The organism is Helicobacter mustelae (genome assembly GCF_900476215.1).
GTDB lineage: Bacteria > Campylobacterota > Campylobacteria > Campylobacterales > Helicobacteraceae > Helicobacter_H > Helicobacter_H mustelae.
In genome coordinates, this window is the sequence record NZ_LS483446.1 from 1,194,120 (window position 1) to 1,210,212 (window position 16,093).

Below are 16,093 nucleotides of genomic sequence, written 5' to 3' on the forward strand. Positions count from 1 at the left end.
CCTGCAGCTAGCCATTGCGATTTTGATAGGCTATATCTTTGGCTCCTTTATGATCCAAATTTTGCATCGATACATCAGCCTTGAAGCGATCGCAAAACTTAGTTTTCTCATCATTGCCCTAAGCTTCCTGGCATTGATTTTTGACTCCCTACCCTTTGCATTGGCTTGGAACTTTCGATTCCTCGCAGGGATGGCAAGTGCAGCATTGATGGCGCTTGCCGCTCCCCTGTCCCTCCCTCTTGTACGGCCAAACAAACACTCGCTTTTTAGTGGTTTGATCTTTAGTGGCATAGGGATCGGGGCTGTGTTTGTGCTGCTTTACCCTGCCTTATGTGGCGCATTTTTCCATCACATATGTATGGATTTTGCTTTTTGCCATGAGCTTTGTGGGCTTTGTTTTTGCTCTTTTTGGCCTAAAGACGCTCAATCCCGCAAGAAGAGAGCTTCAAAAAGAACAGAAATTTCTCATTTCTCCTTTTCTTTGGTTTTTGCTTATCTCTTATGCCCTCAATGCCATAGGCTATCTAGGACACACACTTTTTTGGGTGGATTATCTCGCGTTAGATTTGCACAAGTCTAGCATGCTTGCGGGAGCTTCCTGGGCATTTTTTGGCATCGGTTCGGCATTTGGGGCTTTGGGCAGCGGGATGCTAGAGAGCAAAATAGGTCTCAAAAATGCTCATATTCTTGTGCTTTTGCTCAAAGCCCTCTCCTGCTTTCTTGCTGCTTATGCTAGGGAGTTTTTTTGGCTAGATGTTTCTGTCTTTCTCATGGGATTTACCACTACAGGGAATGTAGCGCTCACAAATGCGCTGGCTTTGCACATCGTGGGCAAAGAAGCTTTTGCAAGGGCATCTAGCATACTGACTTTAAATTTTGCGATTTTCCAGGCTGTGTTTTCCTTGCTTTTTACTTACTTGCTGAGTTTTCTAGGCTATTTTTGGCTCTTTATTATTTGTGGGGCTGCTTTGGTGATGAGTCTAGTCGTGCTCCTGCCCATCAAAGATTCTAGAGCGCTTTAGTGGCGCGGGAAAATGGTGGAGAGAGCGCTTGAAAATAGATGCTAGAGAAATCGCGTGGGACTTTGGTGTGAGGGTTTAGAGATTGAGCGCTTGGCTGGGGCGCTCTGCCAAGCTAGCGGGGCATCGGTGCAGGTTTGATGCGTTGGGGAGGAAGTTCTAGCCAGGCGCTTTTAGGGCGCAAAAATCGCGCTAGATGGCTTGTCCTATCGGGCATTTGATTTGGCTGGCAAAATCTTGAGAAATTCTCGGGGGTGGTTGGGAGGGGCCAGCAGGCGCTTTGCTTTGGCTGGTAAACTTGGAATTTTGCACGGTGGGATTGAGATAAATCTCGGGGCGGTGTGCTTGGGAAGGGCTAGGATCTCGGGTGGTTTGGGCTTGCTTTGCGTGGTGCTTCTTTATTTCGTGTGGCTTTTGGCGTGGCGTGTGTGGACTTGTTTGGTGAGAGCTGGGCGGTGCTTTGCTTGAAATTTCGTTTTACTTTAGCTTTGCTTGAAATTGCACGGCTTTGTTTTAGTGACTTAGGACGCAGCGCTTTGCAATTAGGATTCGCACCCTGCCCCGCTTTGCCTCACCCTGCCCCGCTTTGTTCTTTGAGATTCATATTCCCGCGAAACAAAATTTTATCCACATAAGCAATAGCTTTTTTGATTCCAGATGCTATGTGATTGTTCTTTTGCATGGAGTAGTGTTTTAGGTCTAACAATTGCTCTAAAAGATATCCTTCAATTTTACCAATTTCTTCTGGGTCCAATCTTTTCTCAATTCATAAAAAATTCTCAGGAGATTTCCTACTCCTTTATTGAGTGATTGTTTGATACCGCGCAAAACACCCCTTGTAATTTTGTCTTGTCGTAAGTGTCCTTTATTGAGTTTTGATGCCGTGCAAAACATCACAAAATTTTTTGCAATTCTTGCATTGTATTTTTTCTTCCCCCTCTCCTATCCAAATTCTAGCAACAAAAAAGCTTGTAATCTACTTTGTTAGGTCTGCGTGTTTGTTCATACACTAGGGGGTGAATCTGGGGTTTTAGAGTTGAGCATCTTTTGCAATATTTTCCTGACAGCCTAGATAAGAAAGCGTGAGTAAAGCATGTGAATGATTTGGCTATCAAGCATAAAATCAGGGATTTTGGAGCCAAGGAGTTTTTTATTTTTTTGCTTAAATTCCTCAAGACTTAAGAGATCAAGATGTTTTACAAAGGCATTTCTCCTTGCTTTAACTGCTGGAAAATGCCATTGTATCAGTGGTGCTTGAATAAAGCAAAGATGTTTTTGTGTGACTTGCTGCTCAGAATAAAGAGTGTCTTGTGTATGAGTGTTGTTGATCCATTGATTTTTCTTTGAGGTTTTTCTTGCGACAAAATCAACGCCCCGGTTATACACAAGTAATTGATCAAAGCCATCAATAAAGCCATGCACACCGTTGTTTTGCACATAAATTTCTCCCTCTTGCATCACAAAATTCACACGAGGATACACAACAGCATGTGTGATATTTTGAGGAATATAAAATGTCTGAAAAAGCATTGCGGGGTTGTAGATATGATCTACGTCAATTTTTATCATCCATTCCTCTTTGGGGATAAAACTTAAAACAAAGCGATAATAATTGTGTAACATATTTTCTTGCTTTCTGGGGTTTTCAAGCATCACTTCATGGGGATATTTACAGGCTTTAAAGCTTGGATTTTGATTGCAAAAATCTAAAATAATTTCTTCACTAGAATCTGTGCAGTCATTATAGCCAATCACGCCTCGCTGGATGGCTGGCAGAATCGATTCTAGGCTAGCCTTAAGCGTGGCTTCTTCATTTTTTACACGAATGAATGCCCAAGGATTGAGTGGAGATTTTGGATCCATTGCCCTTGGATCCAGTTGATAAAGGGGAGGAACCCCCCCCCACTGCTTAGAGTGATTTGCTATCGCTTTCAACACTTCTTTTGGCGTTAGGATATCGAGATCTTTTAGCATAAGATTTTGCTGTGTGTTGTTTCTTTTGATGCATCTTTTTATTTGGCTTAGCAATTTTTTCATAGTTTTCCCTCGAACTCAAAATACTATGATAGCCAAATTAAGGCTTTATCGAGGTGTCAGGTTATTGAAATAATGGAGCTTTTAGCAGGGATGAGAAGGATTCCACCCCCCTGCCCTGCTTTCTCATTTTCCGTCATTTTGTTTATTATAGTAGCAATGTATCACCCTTAGTGTTACGATGTTGCAGGATTGAGACTTTCTTCTGAAGCGTTTTGTAAAATTTTACAATTATGCCTCTATAATGTCACAAATATCAACAAAGGAATCTCTATGGAAGAAGTTGTGATTGTTGCGGCCAAAAGGAGCGCGATTGGTTCTTTTCTAGGTAGTCTAAAAAATCTTAAAGCCACGGATTTAGCAAAGCAGCTCGCCAAAGCTATATTGCAATCCATAAAACTCGATCCCCATCTCATTGATGAGGTGATTTTGGGGCAGGTTTTACAGAGCAATCAAGGACAAAATCCCGCAAGACAGGTATTGCTTGAAATAGGAGGACTGGAAAAATCTGCTTTTATGGTAAATAAAGTATGTGGCTCTGGCTTGAAGGCGGTTTGGCTGGGCTATCAAGCCATAGCCCTAGGGGATAGAGAGGTGGTCTTGGCAGGGGGTGTAGAAAACATGTCCCTTGCTCCCTTTCTGCTTGAAAATGCACGCAGCGGCTATAAATTGGGAAATCAAACCCTCATTGATGCCATCATTAAAGATGGGCTATGGTGTGCCAATACAGATGTGCACATGGGAATCACAGCAGAAAATCTCGCCAAAAAATACAATATCTCTCGAACAGAACAAGATGAATTTGCACTATCCTCACAACAAAAAGCCACAAAAGCCATCCAGGAGGGGAGATTTCAAGAAGAGATCGCTCCTATAAGCATCCAAGAAAAAAAAGGAGAATTTATCTTCTTGCAAGATGAATTTGTCAAACAAGACTCCACCATCGAAGCACTTGCAAAATTAAAACCCGCATTTCTCAAAGAAGGAAGTGTTAGCGCTGGGAATGCTTCTGGCATCAATGATGGTGCTGCAATGCTTGTTTTGATGAGCAAGACAAAAGCCAAGGAGTTGAATTTAGAGATTTTAGCAAGTTTGAAAGCTTTTGCAAGCGCGGGAGTGGAGCCCTCTATCATGGGGATTGGTGCGGCTGTGGCAGCAAAAAAAGTCATGGAAAAAACCGGATTGCAAATAAAAGATTTTGATCTCATTGAGGCAAATGAGGCATTTGCAGCGCAAAGCATTGCATGCCTCAAAGAACTTGGCGCCAAAGAAGAAAAGGTAAATGTCAATGGTGGTGCGATAGCCCTTGGACATCCCATTGGCGCGAGTGGAGCGAGGATCCTCGTGACTCTAATCCATGCCCTGAGAAATCAAAAAAAGAATCTAGGGCTTGCCACTCTGTGTATCGGTGGCGGACAAGGCATCAGTGCTGTGATTGAAATCAACGAATAAGGAAAAATTATGAACAAAATAGTAGAAAATCTCGATCTTGCTCTAAAAGATCTAAAAGATGGCATGACCGTGCTTGTTGGTGGTTTTGGATTATGTGGGATCCCAGAATTTAGCATTACAAAAATCAGAGAATTGGGCACCAAAAACCTGATAGTTGTGAGCAATAATTGCGGTGTGGATGATTTTGGCCTGGGAATTTTGCTGCAAAATAAGCAAATCAAAAAAATGGTCGCTTCTTATGTCGGTGAAAACAAAACTTTTGAACAGCAATTCCTAAGCGGGGAACTAGAAGTAGAACTCACTCCACAGGGCACACTGGCCGAAAAATTGCGTGCTGGGGGTGCTGGGATTGCTGGATTTTATACACTCACTGGCGTTGGGACTGCTGTGGCCAAAGGAAAAGAAACCAAAAATTTTCACGGAAAAGAATATTTACTTGAAGAGGCGATAAAGGGGGATTTTGCTCTGGTAAAAGCAGACAAGGCTGATAGACATGGCAATCTCATCTTCAACAAAACCGCAAGGAATTTCAATCCTATCTGCGCAATGGCTGCAAATACAACCATTGTAGAAGTAGAGGAAATTGTTGATTTTATTGATCCTGATTCCATCCACTTGCCAGGAATCTATGTGGATTTTGTGTATCTGGGCAGGGGATATGAAAAAAGAATCGAAAAAATTATTACAAGAAAGGATTAGTCATGGCATTGAGCGCGAAAGAATTAATCGTAAAAAGAGCGGCAAAAGAAGTAAAAGATGGCATGTATATCAATCTGGGTATTGGCATCCCGACACTGATTGCAGATGAGATAGAGAGACTCAACCTTGATGTATTTTTGCAATCTGAAAATGGACTTCTTGGACTTGGAGCTTACCCAAGGGAAAATGAAGTAGATCCTGATTTAATTAATGCAGGCAAGGAAACGACTACATGCATCGCTGGAGGATCATTTTTTGATAGCGCAGAGTCCTTTGCAATGATTCGCGGTGGGCATATTGATCTTGCCATCCTTGGTGGTATGGAAGTTTCCCAAAATGGAGATTTGGCAAACTACATGATCCCAGGGAAATTGGTAAAAGGCATGGGAGGTGCTATGGATCTTGTCAATGGCGCAAAAAAGATTGTCGTTGTTATGGAGCATGTAAACAAAAAAGGAGAGAGTAAAGTAAAATCCCAATGCGACCTGCCTCTTACTGGAGCAAAAGTAGTCAATCGTCTCATCACAGAGCTTGGTGTATTTGACTTCATCAATGGCAAGATGCACCTCATAGAACTCCAACCCAATGTAACCCTAGAGGAAATCAAGCAAAAAACACAAGCCCATTTTGAAGTACGACTCTAAGAGCTGCTAAAGGATTGCTATGTTTTTGTTGCGAAAATTTACGCAAGGATGCGTTATCTTAGCTTCGCGAATGCTGCCAGATTCCTTTGTGCTTGTTGTCATTCTCACATTGTTTGTTTTTGGTATTGCAATACCACTTACAGGTCAAAGTGCAAGTGCGATGATAGAACATTGGGGCAATGGCGTATGGAAATTACTTGCATTTTCTATGCAAATGGCGCTGGTTTTGGTTTTGGGCACAGCATTAGCAAGTGCAAAAATCATCTCTAATGCTCTAAAAAAGCTTGCTTCTTTGCCAAAAACCTATGTTGGAGCAGTCATTTTAGTGACCCTTGTGGCATTATTTGGAAACTTGCTTAATTGGGGCTTTGGACTTGTCATTAGCGCAATCTTTGCCAAAGAAATCGCCAAACAAGTCAAAGGTGTGGATTATCGCTTATTGATTGCAGCTGCATATTCTGGCTTTGTTGTATGGCATGCTGGACTTTCTGGCTCTATACCTCTCACCATTGCAAGCGGTGGGGAAAACTTAGCCAAAACCACTGCTGGCATACTAACACAGGCCATCCCCATAACAAAAACGATTTTTTCCAACTACAATCTCATCATGGTAGGGATTATTGTGGTTTGCCTGCCACTGCTTTTGACCCTCATCCATCCACCAAAAAACGGGGTCATTCAGGTTAATAAGGCATTGCTAGAAGATACAAATGAGGCAGAGATCCTTCCTCACAAAAATGAGCATACGCCTTCAGATTGGCTGGAGCAAAGCCCCATCCTTAGCATTCTCATTGGATGTTTTGGTATTTTGTTTTTGTTTCTCTATTTTGCTGGTGGCAAAAGCATCAATCTCAATACCGTAAATCTCATCCTTTTGTTTGCTGGAATTCTTTTGCATGGCAGACCCATTGCCTATATCAGAGCGATCAACAAGGCAACTAGAAATGCTGCTGGCATCATCTTGCAATTCCCCTTTTATGCGGGGATTATGGGATGATGACAGGCATGCCTATGCTAGATGGGCATGCCAATGGACAATCTCTAGCCCAAATGCTCTCTAGCGCCTTTGCATCTATGGCCAATGCGCAAACCTTTCCCATGCTCACTTTTTTGAGCGCTGGTGTCGTCAATATCTTCGTGCCATCTGGTGGAGGGCAATGGGCAGTGCAAGCACCCATTATGATTCCTGCTGGAGTAGCACTTGGAGTAGATCCTAGCGTTGTTGCTATGGCGATTGCCTGGGGCGATGCGTGGACTAATATGATACAGCCTTTTTGGGCATTGCCTGCGCTTGCTATTGCTGGACTTGGTGCAAAAGACATCATGGGATATTGTGTCATTACGCTCCTATTTGTAGGGCTTGTGGCCTGCGGCGGATTTTTATTTTTGACATAAAGGGGGAAAGATGGAACATAAAGTAGCGATTGTTACAGGAAGTGCCAGCGGCATAGGGCTTTGTATCGCAGAAAAATTCTTGCAATCTCATATCAAAGTGGTGTTTTCTGACTACAATGAGGAAGCATTAGAAAAAACCATAAAAGAGCATCAAGATTTTGAGTGCATAGGCATTCCTTGCGATATGGCAAAAGAAGAGGATGTCAAAAATCTCATCCAAAAGACACAAGAGCAGTATGGACGCATTGATATTCTTGTCAATAATGCGGGATTACAGTATGTGGCCAGTATCGAAGATTTCCCCACCCAGATGTTTGAAAAGATGATTCAAGTGATGCTTGTGGGTTCTTTTATGAGTGCCAAATATGCCATACCCCATATGAAACAACAAAACTTTGGCAGGGTGATCAATATGGCTTCCATCAATGGGCTTATAGGCTTTGCTGGCAAAGCCGCCTATAATAGCGCTAAACACGGAATCATAGGGCTCACTAAGGTGATTGCCCTAGAATGCGCCAAATCCAACATCACCTGCAATGCCATCTGCCCTGGTTATGTTGATACACCGCTTGTAAGGGGGCAGATGCAGGATTTGGCCAGACAAAGAGGGGTCAGCATAGAATCTGTACTCAATGAAGTACTCTATCCACTCATCCCACAAAAAAGACTCATAGACATCCAAGACATCGCTTCTTTGGCGCTTTTCTTGTGTAATGATAGTGCCAAACATATTACAGGACAATCGCTTGTGATTGATGGGGGCTATACTGCTCAATAATTAGGAGGTAACATGCTTGGCATTCTCTTGGGGTTGCTCACCCTTATGGTGCTTGCCTATCTTGGCTGGTCTATTATTTGGGTAGCTCCAATTGCTGCTGGTGTGGTGGCGGTATTTGGGGGGCTTGATTTGCTTGACTCCTATACCCATACCTATATGAGCGGATTTGTTGGCTTTGCCAAGGCGTGGTTCCCTGTGTTTATGCTTGGTGCGATCTTTGGCAAACTTATGGAGATCACCAACATGGCAGCATCCGTATCCATGGCACTAGGAAAGATTCTTGGTAAACAAAGGGCGATCCTTGGTGTAGTCGTATCTGCTGCTGTGCTCACTTATGGTGGGGTGAGTTTGTTTGTAGTTGTATTTGCTGTCTATCCCTTGGCACTGAGTTTGTTTAAACAAGCCAATATCTCAAGAAGACTGATTCCTGCTTGCATCGCGCTTGGTTCATTCACCTTCACCATGATGGCACTCCCTGGCAGCCCACAGATCCAAAATCTCATCCCTACCAAATATTTTGGCACGACCCCCATGGCAGCGCCTATAATGGGACTGATTGCAGGGGGGATTATGTTTTTTGGTGGGGTTTTTTATCTCAAATATAGAGAAAACAAACTCAAATCCCAAGGGGAATATTATGAAGAACCAGGCAAAGATCACAAAGCCAATCTCAACACCCATACGCCAAATTTCATCCTATCACTCTTGCCCTTGCTTTGCGTAGTCGTGGCTCTTAATGTGTTTTCCCTCCCTATCATCACTGCCCTGCTTTGTGGCATATTGCTAATACTGGTGCTAAATATCACTCATTACAAATCCTTTATCACAGCCCTCAATGAAGGAGCCAATGGCTCAGTGATTGCCATCATCAATACCAGTGCTGCTGTGGGATTTGGCTCTGTGGTGAGGGCAGTCCCTGGATTTGAGAGTCTGATCCACTATCTTCTAAGCATCAAGGGCAGTCCGCTCCTATCAGAGGCAATCGCAGTCAATATCCTTGCAGGGGCTACGGGAAGTGCAAGCGGAGGCATGGGCATAGCCCTAGAAGCACTTGGAGAGAAATATAAAGAGATCGCACTAAATCAAGATATACCCCTAGAACTTTTCCATAGAGTCGCATCCATTGCATCAGGAGGACTTGATGCCCTGCCACATAATGGAGCCGTTTTGACGCTCCTTGTCATCACAGGCATGACCCACAAGCAAAGCTATGCTGATATTTGTGTGGTCGCTGTGATCCTCCCTATCATCGCTCTTATTGTTGGGCTTTGCTTTGCATTTATGGGGATTTATTGATACAAGAGAAATTTCAGCCTTTTAGGCTACCCTCTCATTATAGAGGGCAAGGAGCCATAAGCCCCCGCGCATTATCTGACTCAATCCCATCCCTCCATTCCTATGGGTGCAAGGAAGCTTTGGCTTATTTGACTAAAGAAACTGCCATGGGGCTGTGCATAGATAAAAGTCTCATGCAGGATTGCCAAATCCCCATCGCCCCTATTTTCAAAATCAATCAAAACACACAAAGCAATTGAGATATAATTGAGGGATTTTTATAGAAGGTTTTTTGATGTTTCCTATCGTCTTTAATGTGAATCAAGAATATATGAAATATATGGCAGTGCTGTGTTTTAGCATCATAAAAAACACAAAGCCATCAGAAAATAAGGATCCTTCTCATCACAGAGGCACAACAACCCTAGAGCCCTATTGTTTTTATGTTCTTACAGATGGAGTCGACCAACAAACGCAAGATAAAATTCATGCTCTTGAAGCTAGCCTAAGTGCCATTTATCCTTGTAAAATCCTTCTTCATATCATAAGCGATAAAGATTTTAAAGGGTTACCGAAGTTAAATGGGAATTATTTGACATATTTTCGCATAAAACTCGCTAGCCTACTTCCCCAAGATCTAAAAACTTGTCTTTATCTTGATGTGGACATGCTTTGCCTAAGTGATATCAGAGAGCTATTTTGCTTTTCTCTGCAAGATGCTGTGCTTGGCGCGGTGCTAGATGCAGATTTTAAAAAATCTCGTATTATGCCTGCAAGAGATTCTACAAAGGGCTCTAAAAAAGGTTTCAGTCTAAATGTTTCTTGCTATTTCAATGCAGGCTTATTGCTCATCAACCTTCAAGAGTGGCGTAAGCAAAATATCGAACAAAAATGCTTTGATTTTCTCGCACAATATCATCCCATATGCCATGATCAAGATGCATTAAATGCGGTTCTTGATGGCAATAACATAAAGCTTCTTCCCTTGGCATGGAATTTTATGATTCATCATCTGGAAGCAAGAGAGTATGGCGGTAATTTGTGTTTTCAAGGAGAAGGGAGAAATCCCACAAGCGCCTACAAGCGAGCAGAATATGAAGATGCCAGAAAGAATAAGAAAATCCTGCATTTTCTAACAAATCTAAAGCCGTGGAAAGCATATAGCATTACAAATAATACCCCCCCCCTACGGTTTATACATATAGAAAATTATGGTGGGAATATGCATTAGCAACCCCAGTATTTGGTCCTGAATTGCAAAATCTCTATATTCATACCCATGAGATTTTTATCTATGACCTAAGCCTTAGGATTTTAGAAACCAAAAGAAAAATAAAACTTCTCACACAACCTCACAAAATGCTTTTTCATTTTTTAGCAAAACTTTTCAGAAAATAGCATATCTTTCAATCTTTGCAAGGATCTTTATCTCTGATAAAAATTTAGCTCTCTTTTTTGGGTTTTTGCGTTAATTGGGGAAAGATTCCCCGAGAAGTTTTATTGGGAGGTTTTCTCACAGAATCCTACCACACCACTATAGCAATCATTTCTCTACAAAATAGCAAAATCAGGGATAGCAAAAACTACCCCCGAATTTTTTTATATTTTTTATATTTTTTATAAAGGGGTGGAAGCAGAATCAATAAAAGCGCACCTATAAGCAAAGCCTTGGTAATGCCCCCTTGATAAAGGATAGAAAAATCTCCATTGCTGATAGAAAGAGCTCTTCTCAAATTTACTTCCAAAAACTCTCCTAAAACAAAGCCCAAAATCAAGGGCGCCATGGGAAAAGAAAGTTTTCTCAAAATATAGCCGATGATGCCCACAATCCCGATAAAAAATAAATCAAAACTTGTGCTATTGATGGAATAAATCCCGATGATAGAAATTATTGCTATCACAGGTGCCAAAATCCAAACTGGAATCCTCAAAACTCTAACAAAAATCCCTATCATAGGGATGTTGAGAAAAAGCAGCAAGAAATTTGCTACAAACAATGAGGCTATAAGACCCCAGACAATATCTGGCTGCTGAACAAACATTGTGGGACCCGGATTGATATTATAAAGCGTGAGGGCGCCAATCATTACCGCAGTAGTCCCAGAACCAGGAAGTCCAAGAGTTAGCATCGGAATAAAAGAACCGCAGGCTGAAGCATTATTAGCAGCCTCAGGAGCTGCTACCCCTCTTAGATCCCCTTTTCCAAACTCCCCTTTTTCTCCGGCAAATTTCTTTTCATTCATATAGGAAATGGCACTTGCAATTGTTGCGCCAGCCCCAGGTAAAACACCCACGACAAAACCCGTAATTCCAGAACGAATCATGGCAAAAAAGCAAAAAGAGAATTCTTTGAAAGAAATCAGTAAGTTTCCCGTTTTCTTTACCACTTCCTGACCCTTATGGGTTTTTTCAAGAAGCAACAAAATTTCGCTCACAGAAAACAATCCAATAATCAGTATGATAAAAGGAATTCCATCATAAAGATGAGGATTATTAAAGGTGAAACGGTAAGCTCCTGAATTGCCATCCATGCCAATGGTGGTAAGAAATAAACCAATAAACGCGGATAAAAAGGAGCGCAGCGGATTTTGTGCGAGCAGAGATCCTAGAGCAGCCAAAGCAAAGATAATAAGGGCAAAATATTCTGCAGGACCAAAGGTTAGAGACCATTTCGCAAGCAAAGGGGCAAATAAAACAATGCCCATAATGGCGATAGAAGAACCCAAAAAAGAACTAATTGCTGATATGCAAAGTGCTTTCCCAGCAGATCCTGCTTTTGTGAGAGGATATCCATCTAAAGTCGTCATAATAGCAGCAGCATCACCGGGAATCCCAAGCAATATAGAAGAGATTCTCCCTCCATACTCACAACCCAGGTACACAGAAGCCAGTAAAATCAAAGCAGAAGCAGGTTCAAAGCCCATGGAATACGCCAAGGGAAGCAAGAGGGCAACTCCATTGATGGGGCCAAGTCCGGGCAACATACCCACCAATGTGCCCAGCAAACATCCCACCACAGCAATAAGGAAATTTTGCAAACTCAAAGCCACCTTAAATCCATGCATCAAATACATCCAAGTATCCATTTCACCCCTTCATAAAAAAATTTTCAAAAAATATTCCTCGTGGCAAGGAAATTTGCATAAAAGCATCAAAAAGCACAAAAGAAACAGAAGCACAAATCACAGCAAAAATTAGAGCCCTCCCCCATCTAGCCCCAAAAATCAAAGCACTCAAAAAAAGAAAAAGAATGCTGGAGAGTACAAAGCCCAAAATTTCAAAAAGAAAGCAATAGAGAAAAAACACAAGCAAAAAAAGAGCAATTTTTATTAAAGATTGTTGCTTCCATTTTACTTCAGTCTTCTGGGCAAAAAAGAAAAGCAGCAACAAAACAAGGAGGATCAAAAATAAAGCTCCGATAGGAAAAGCTCTAGGGCCTAAAGGCTCATAAGTAATTTTAGTTTCTATGCCAAAACCTTGATAAAGCAGGAAAAGACATAGAGCAAAAAGGAAAAGTGAAAAGATTCTAATGCTTGTCATTTTTTTATTTTATGAGATGGAATTCTTTTGCAAGATCGCGAAATCTCTGCATCTGGGTTTTTACAAACTCTTCTAATTCTTTGCCATTTTTATTAAATTCTTGCAAACCTCTTTGTTTTCGTTGCTCTTTGAAAAATGAGGTTTGTTGGGCTTTTTTAAAGGCTTCTAGCCACCAATTATATTGTTCATTAGAAACCTTAGGAGCCATATAATACCCGCGCAAACTTCCCCATACCACATCATAGCCCAGTTCCCTTGCTGTGGGTATGCTCTTTGCGAGTGCATCATCGCTTAATCTTTTATCTGCAAAAACCGCCAAGATCCTTACATCCCCTGATTCTAGATAGGGCAATGATTCTGCAGCCCCTTGGATGGCAACATCTACATGCCCTCCCAATAGAGAAATCATCGTATCTCCGCCTCCTTCAAAGGCAACATAACGAGCCTTTAAAATATCTACATTCGCACTTTTGGCAAGCAGAGCAGCAGCCATCCAATCCTGCCCTCCCACAGAACCACCAGCCCCAAAACTCACAGCCCGCGGGTTCTTTCTCAAGGCATTAAGCAGACCTTCTAGAGTTTTGTAGGGAGCATCCTTTCTCACAACAATTGCCGTATAATCCACCCCAACAGAGGCCAACCACTTCACATCATTTTCATTGTATTTGCCATGCTTGCCTGTGGCGATGTTGAGCAAAGTCCCACTGGAAAAGGCTACGATGATGTTGCCATCTCTTGCTTTAGAATTGATGATAGAATTGTATGCCACAGCACCCACCCCTCCGGGCATGTAAGTAATCCTCATTGGTTTTGAGAGGATTTTCTCGTGAGCAAAAACGCTTTGGGCCAATTTGCAAGTGAGATCAAAGCCGCCTCCAGGGCGAGCTGGTGCAATACATTCTGGCCGTGCGGGTTGCTTTGCCAAAGCAATGCCACAACAAAAAACAAATAAAAGCATCTTTTTTATCATGATTGTCCTTCTTTCATTTCATTTCATTTCAAAAAAATCCTAGCAAAATCTAAAAGCTTTTTTTGATTTCACACCCGTGAAAATCAAACATTTTTCATAAATATGTAACGTTATTTCATATTTATGATTTACCATTGTTTACTTTTTGCTCATTTTGTTTGATACACCTTTTGTTTGCAGGGCACAAATCATCTCGCCTCATTTGCAAAAATCTTGCTCAATGGCCAGAAATCTTTACAAAATTGGGAAGAGGAATGGGGGAATTTAAGAGAATTGGGAGATTTAGGGGGAGTTGGAGAAATTTGGGAGAATAAGAGAGTTGAGGGAGATTAGGGATTTGAAAGTCTGAAATCTTAGGGGGATTGGGAGAGAGTTGGGGGAGATCCTGGAGCTAGAAACAAGAGCAAAAAAGCACAAAAAGGAGGCCTTTTCGCCCTAATATTGTTTTGCTAGTATTTCCAAAGCCGCTATCGCGCCAAAATGCAGTCACTTTTGTTAGCGGATCTAGCACCAACTATTGCTGTATCAAAGCCAATGCTGCGCCAATAGCCAAAAAACACCGCCTCTCTTTAGAAGCCATGGAATTTCTATGCCCCACAAAAAAATCAAAGTTTTTTGGCTTAATTAACAAATCTCTGCATAGACCTTTCCAAATGCGGCACCGCATCCAGCAATTTCTGCGTGTAGGGGTGCTTTGGAGAGCCTATCACACTATCCACATCTCCTGTTTCTACAATTTGCCCTTGATTCATCACGATGATCCTATCGCTAATATGCTCCACTACGCCCAAATCATGACTAATAAAAATATAAGTTAGCCCCATTTCTTTTTGTAAATCTAACAATAAATTCAAAACTTGCGCTTGGATAGACACATCAAGTGCAGATACTGGCTCATCACAAATCACCACACTGGGATGCAAGATTAGCGCCCTAGCAATGCCTATGCGTTGCCTTTGACCGCCTGAAAATTGATGGGGGTAGCGATCAGTCCATTCTAGCTTTAACCCCACTTTTTGCATCATCTCTAGCACTTTTTCTTTGATTTTGGCTTTGGAAAGCTTAAAGTTTAAGAGCAAGGGTTCAGCAATAATCTCGCCCACTTTCCATCGTGGGTTTAAGCTAGAATAAGGGTCTTGAAAAATCATCTGCACTTTTTTGCGATAATCAAACCAATCTTGCTTGCTAAAATGCAAATGACGCTTACCGTTAAAATAAATCGCCCCACTATCTTGGCGCTGTATTCCAGCTAGGATTTTAGCCGTAGTACTTTTCCCGCAGCCACTCTCTCCCACAATGCTTAAGACTTCATTTTGCTCCACCTCAAAACTAATTCCATTGAGTGCATGAATCACTCTTTTTGACTTAAATAGCCCCCGATCTATTACATAGGATTTCTTCAAGTCTTTGATTTCTAAGAGTTTCATCGCAACTCCTTTTTAAAACTCAAATAATCTACATTTTCATCTACGGTTTCTAAGCGTTTTTTACGATATTCTTTGCCCGGCTTGGGGATGGCGCTTAAAAGAGCCTTTGTATAGGGGTGTCTTGGATCAGCAAAAAGCTCTTTGGCACTGGCTTGCTCCACCACATGCCCCTTATACATCACCACCACTTCATGCGCGATTTGAGCCACCACACCCAAATCATGGGTGATAAACAAAATCGAAGTCCCCTTTTTTTCTTGCAATTGTTTCATCAATTCTAAGATTTGCGCTTGTATGGTTACATCAAGTGCGGTGGTAGGCTCATCAGCAATTAAAATTTCAGGCTCACACACCATCGCCATAGCAATCATTACCCTTTGGCGTTGCCCTCCACTAAGATTGAAGGGATATTCATGGTATTTATCCCCTGCATGGGGCATTCCCACACGCTCTAATTCATAGACCACCCTCTCTAAGCGTTCTTTCTTATTGAGATTAGGATGATGGATTTTTAAAACTTCATTGATTTGAAACCCGACGGTATAAGAGGGATTGAGACTTGTCATAGGCTCTTGAAAAATCATGCCTATCTTTTTGCCCCTGATTTCTTTTTGCATCTGTTTTTCTTTAAGTTGCAATAAATCCTGCCCCAAAAAATGAATGCTTCCCCCTACGATTTTGCCAGGCCTCTCAATCAATCCTAAAATAGAAAGCGAAGTGATGCTCTTCCCACTCCCACTCTCTCCTACGATACAGAGCGTTTGAGATTTCTTCAAACCAAAACTCACGCCATCAACTGCTTTATTCACGCCCCTATCCGTAAAAAAATAAGTTTTTAAATCTTTGACTTCTAATACCAT

Annotated in this window: 12 protein-coding genes and 2 pseudogenes; 8 read left to right on the forward strand and 6 right to left on the reverse strand. The window is 41.8% G+C overall.

Going from position 1 to position 16,093, the window contains the following annotated elements:
• Positions 1-49 precede the first annotated feature (49 nt).
• Positions 50-1,022: pseudogene (locus DQN48_RS05660) on the forward strand (YbfB/YjiJ family MFS transporter).
• 1,065 nt (positions 1,023-2,087) lie between these two features.
• On the opposite strand, the gene DQN48_RS05675 reads toward DQN48_RS05660, so the two are convergent.
• Complete coding sequence (locus DQN48_RS05675; protein ID WP_158303473.1) at positions 2,088-2,882, reverse strand: beta-1,4-N-acetylgalactosaminyltransferase; 795 nt, start codon at positions 2,880-2,882, stop codon at positions 2,088-2,090.
• A gap of 444 nt (positions 2,883-3,326) precedes the next feature.
• Here DQN48_RS05675 and DQN48_RS05680 point away from each other — a divergent pair, with 444 nt between their 5' ends.
• The 7 genes and pseudogenes from DQN48_RS05680 to DQN48_RS05715 all read left to right on the forward strand — a co-directional run bounded on the left by DQN48_RS05680 (position 3,327) and on the right by DQN48_RS05715 (position 10,527).
• Positions 3,327-4,505 carry an acetyl-CoA C-acetyltransferase gene (locus tag DQN48_RS05680; RefSeq protein ID WP_041913175.1) on the forward strand — a complete coding sequence of 393 codons (1,179 nt, stop codon included), beginning with the start codon at positions 3,327-3,329 and terminating at the stop codon, positions 4,503-4,505.
• A 9-nt stretch (positions 4,506-4,514) separates the two neighbouring features.
• Positions 4,515-5,204, forward strand: coding sequence for a CoA transferase subunit A (locus DQN48_RS05685; protein WP_013023406.1), 690 nt, complete (start codon positions 4,515-4,517; stop codon positions 5,202-5,204).
• Between the two features lie 2 nt (positions 5,205-5,206).
• Positions 5,207-5,848 carry a 3-oxoacid CoA-transferase subunit B gene (locus tag DQN48_RS05690; RefSeq protein ID WP_013023407.1) on the forward strand — a complete coding sequence of 214 codons (642 nt, stop codon included), beginning with the start codon at positions 5,207-5,209 and terminating at the stop codon, positions 5,846-5,848.
• A gap of 19 nt (positions 5,849-5,867) precedes the next feature.
• Positions 5,868-7,243, forward strand: a pseudogene (locus DQN48_RS05695) (short-chain fatty acid transporter).
• A gap of 10 nt (positions 7,244-7,253) precedes the next feature.
• On the forward strand, positions 7,254-8,021 hold the full coding sequence (locus tag DQN48_RS05700) for a 3-hydroxybutyrate dehydrogenase (protein ID WP_013023408.1): 768 nt from the start codon (positions 7,254-7,256) through the stop codon (positions 8,019-8,021).
• A gap of 12 nt (positions 8,022-8,033) precedes the next feature.
• Positions 8,034-9,317 carry a GntP family permease gene (locus DQN48_RS05705; protein ID WP_013023409.1) on the forward strand — a complete coding sequence of 428 codons (1,284 nt, stop codon included), beginning with the start codon at positions 8,034-8,036 and terminating at the stop codon, positions 9,315-9,317.
• Positions 9,318-9,591: 274 nt separating this feature from the next.
• Positions 9,592-10,527 (forward strand): glycosyltransferase family 8 protein, encoded by a 936-nt coding sequence (locus DQN48_RS05715; RefSeq protein WP_013023410.1) that lies wholly within the window; start codon positions 9,592-9,594, stop codon positions 10,525-10,527.
• A 352-nt stretch (positions 10,528-10,879) separates the two neighbouring features.
• On the opposite strand, the gene DQN48_RS05720 is transcribed toward DQN48_RS05715, so the two are convergent.
• From DQN48_RS05720 to DQN48_RS05740, 5 genes are all read right to left on the reverse strand, one after another.
• Positions 10,880-12,382, reverse strand: a complete 1,503-nt coding sequence (locus tag DQN48_RS05720) for a tripartite tricarboxylate transporter permease (protein WP_013023411.1) — start codon at positions 12,380-12,382, stop codon at positions 10,880-10,882.
• Position 12,383: 1 nt separating this feature from the next.
• Positions 12,384-12,836, reverse strand: a complete 453-nt coding sequence (locus DQN48_RS07900) for a tripartite tricarboxylate transporter TctB family protein (protein WP_013023412.1) — start codon at positions 12,834-12,836, stop codon at positions 12,384-12,386.
• Between the two features lie 4 nt (positions 12,837-12,840).
• Positions 12,841-13,806, reverse strand: a complete 966-nt coding sequence (locus tag DQN48_RS05730; protein ID WP_013023413.1) for a tripartite tricarboxylate transporter substrate binding protein — start codon at positions 13,804-13,806, stop codon at positions 12,841-12,843.
• Positions 13,807-14,426: 620 nt separating this feature from the next.
• Positions 14,427-15,233, reverse strand: coding sequence for an ABC transporter ATP-binding protein (locus DQN48_RS05735; protein WP_013023414.1), 807 nt, complete (start codon positions 15,231-15,233; stop codon positions 14,427-14,429).
• Entirely contained in the window at positions 15,230-16,093 is an 864-nt protein-coding gene (locus DQN48_RS05740) for an ABC transporter ATP-binding protein (RefSeq protein ID WP_013023415.1), read from the reverse strand. Before DQN48_RS05740 ends, DQN48_RS05735 begins: the two co-directional genes overlap by 4 nt.

Coding starts and splice junctions, on each gene's coding strand:
- DQN48_RS05705 (WP_013023409.1), top strand. CDS start 8,034: ATGCTTGGCATTCTCTTGGGGTTGCTCACCCTTATGGTGCTTGCCTAT.
- DQN48_RS05700 (WP_013023408.1), top strand. CDS start 7,254: ATGGAACATAAAGTAGCGATTGTTACAGGAAGTGCCAGCGGCATAGGG.
- DQN48_RS07900 (WP_013023412.1), bottom strand. CDS start 12,836: ATGACAAGCATTAGAATCTTTTCACTTTTCCTTTTTGCTCTATGTCTT.
- DQN48_RS05735 (WP_013023414.1), bottom strand. CDS start 15,233: ATGAAACTCTTAGAAATCAAAGACTTGAAGAAATCCTATGTAATAGAT.
- DQN48_RS05715 (WP_013023410.1), top strand. CDS start 9,592: ATGTTTCCTATCGTCTTTAATGTGAATCAAGAATATATGAAATATATG.
- DQN48_RS05730 (WP_013023413.1), bottom strand. CDS start 13,806: ATGATAAAAAAGATGCTTTTATTTGTTTTTTGTTGTGGCATTGCTTTG.
- DQN48_RS05685 (WP_013023406.1), top strand. CDS start 4,515: ATGAACAAAATAGTAGAAAATCTCGATCTTGCTCTAAAAGATCTAAAA.
- DQN48_RS05680 (WP_041913175.1), top strand. CDS start 3,327: ATGGAAGAAGTTGTGATTGTTGCGGCCAAAAGGAGCGCGATTGGTTCT.
- DQN48_RS05675 (WP_158303473.1), bottom strand. CDS start 2,882: ATGGATCCAAAATCTCCACTCAATCCTTGGGCATTCATTCGTGTAAAA.
- DQN48_RS05740 (WP_013023415.1), bottom strand. CDS start 16,093: ATGGTATTAGAAGTCAAAGATTTAAAAACTTATTTTTTTACGGATAGG.
- DQN48_RS05690 (WP_013023407.1), top strand. CDS start 5,207: ATGGCATTGAGCGCGAAAGAATTAATCGTAAAAAGAGCGGCAAAAGAA.
- DQN48_RS05720 (WP_013023411.1), bottom strand. CDS start 12,382: ATGGATACTTGGATGTATTTGATGCATGGATTTAAGGTGGCTTTGAGT.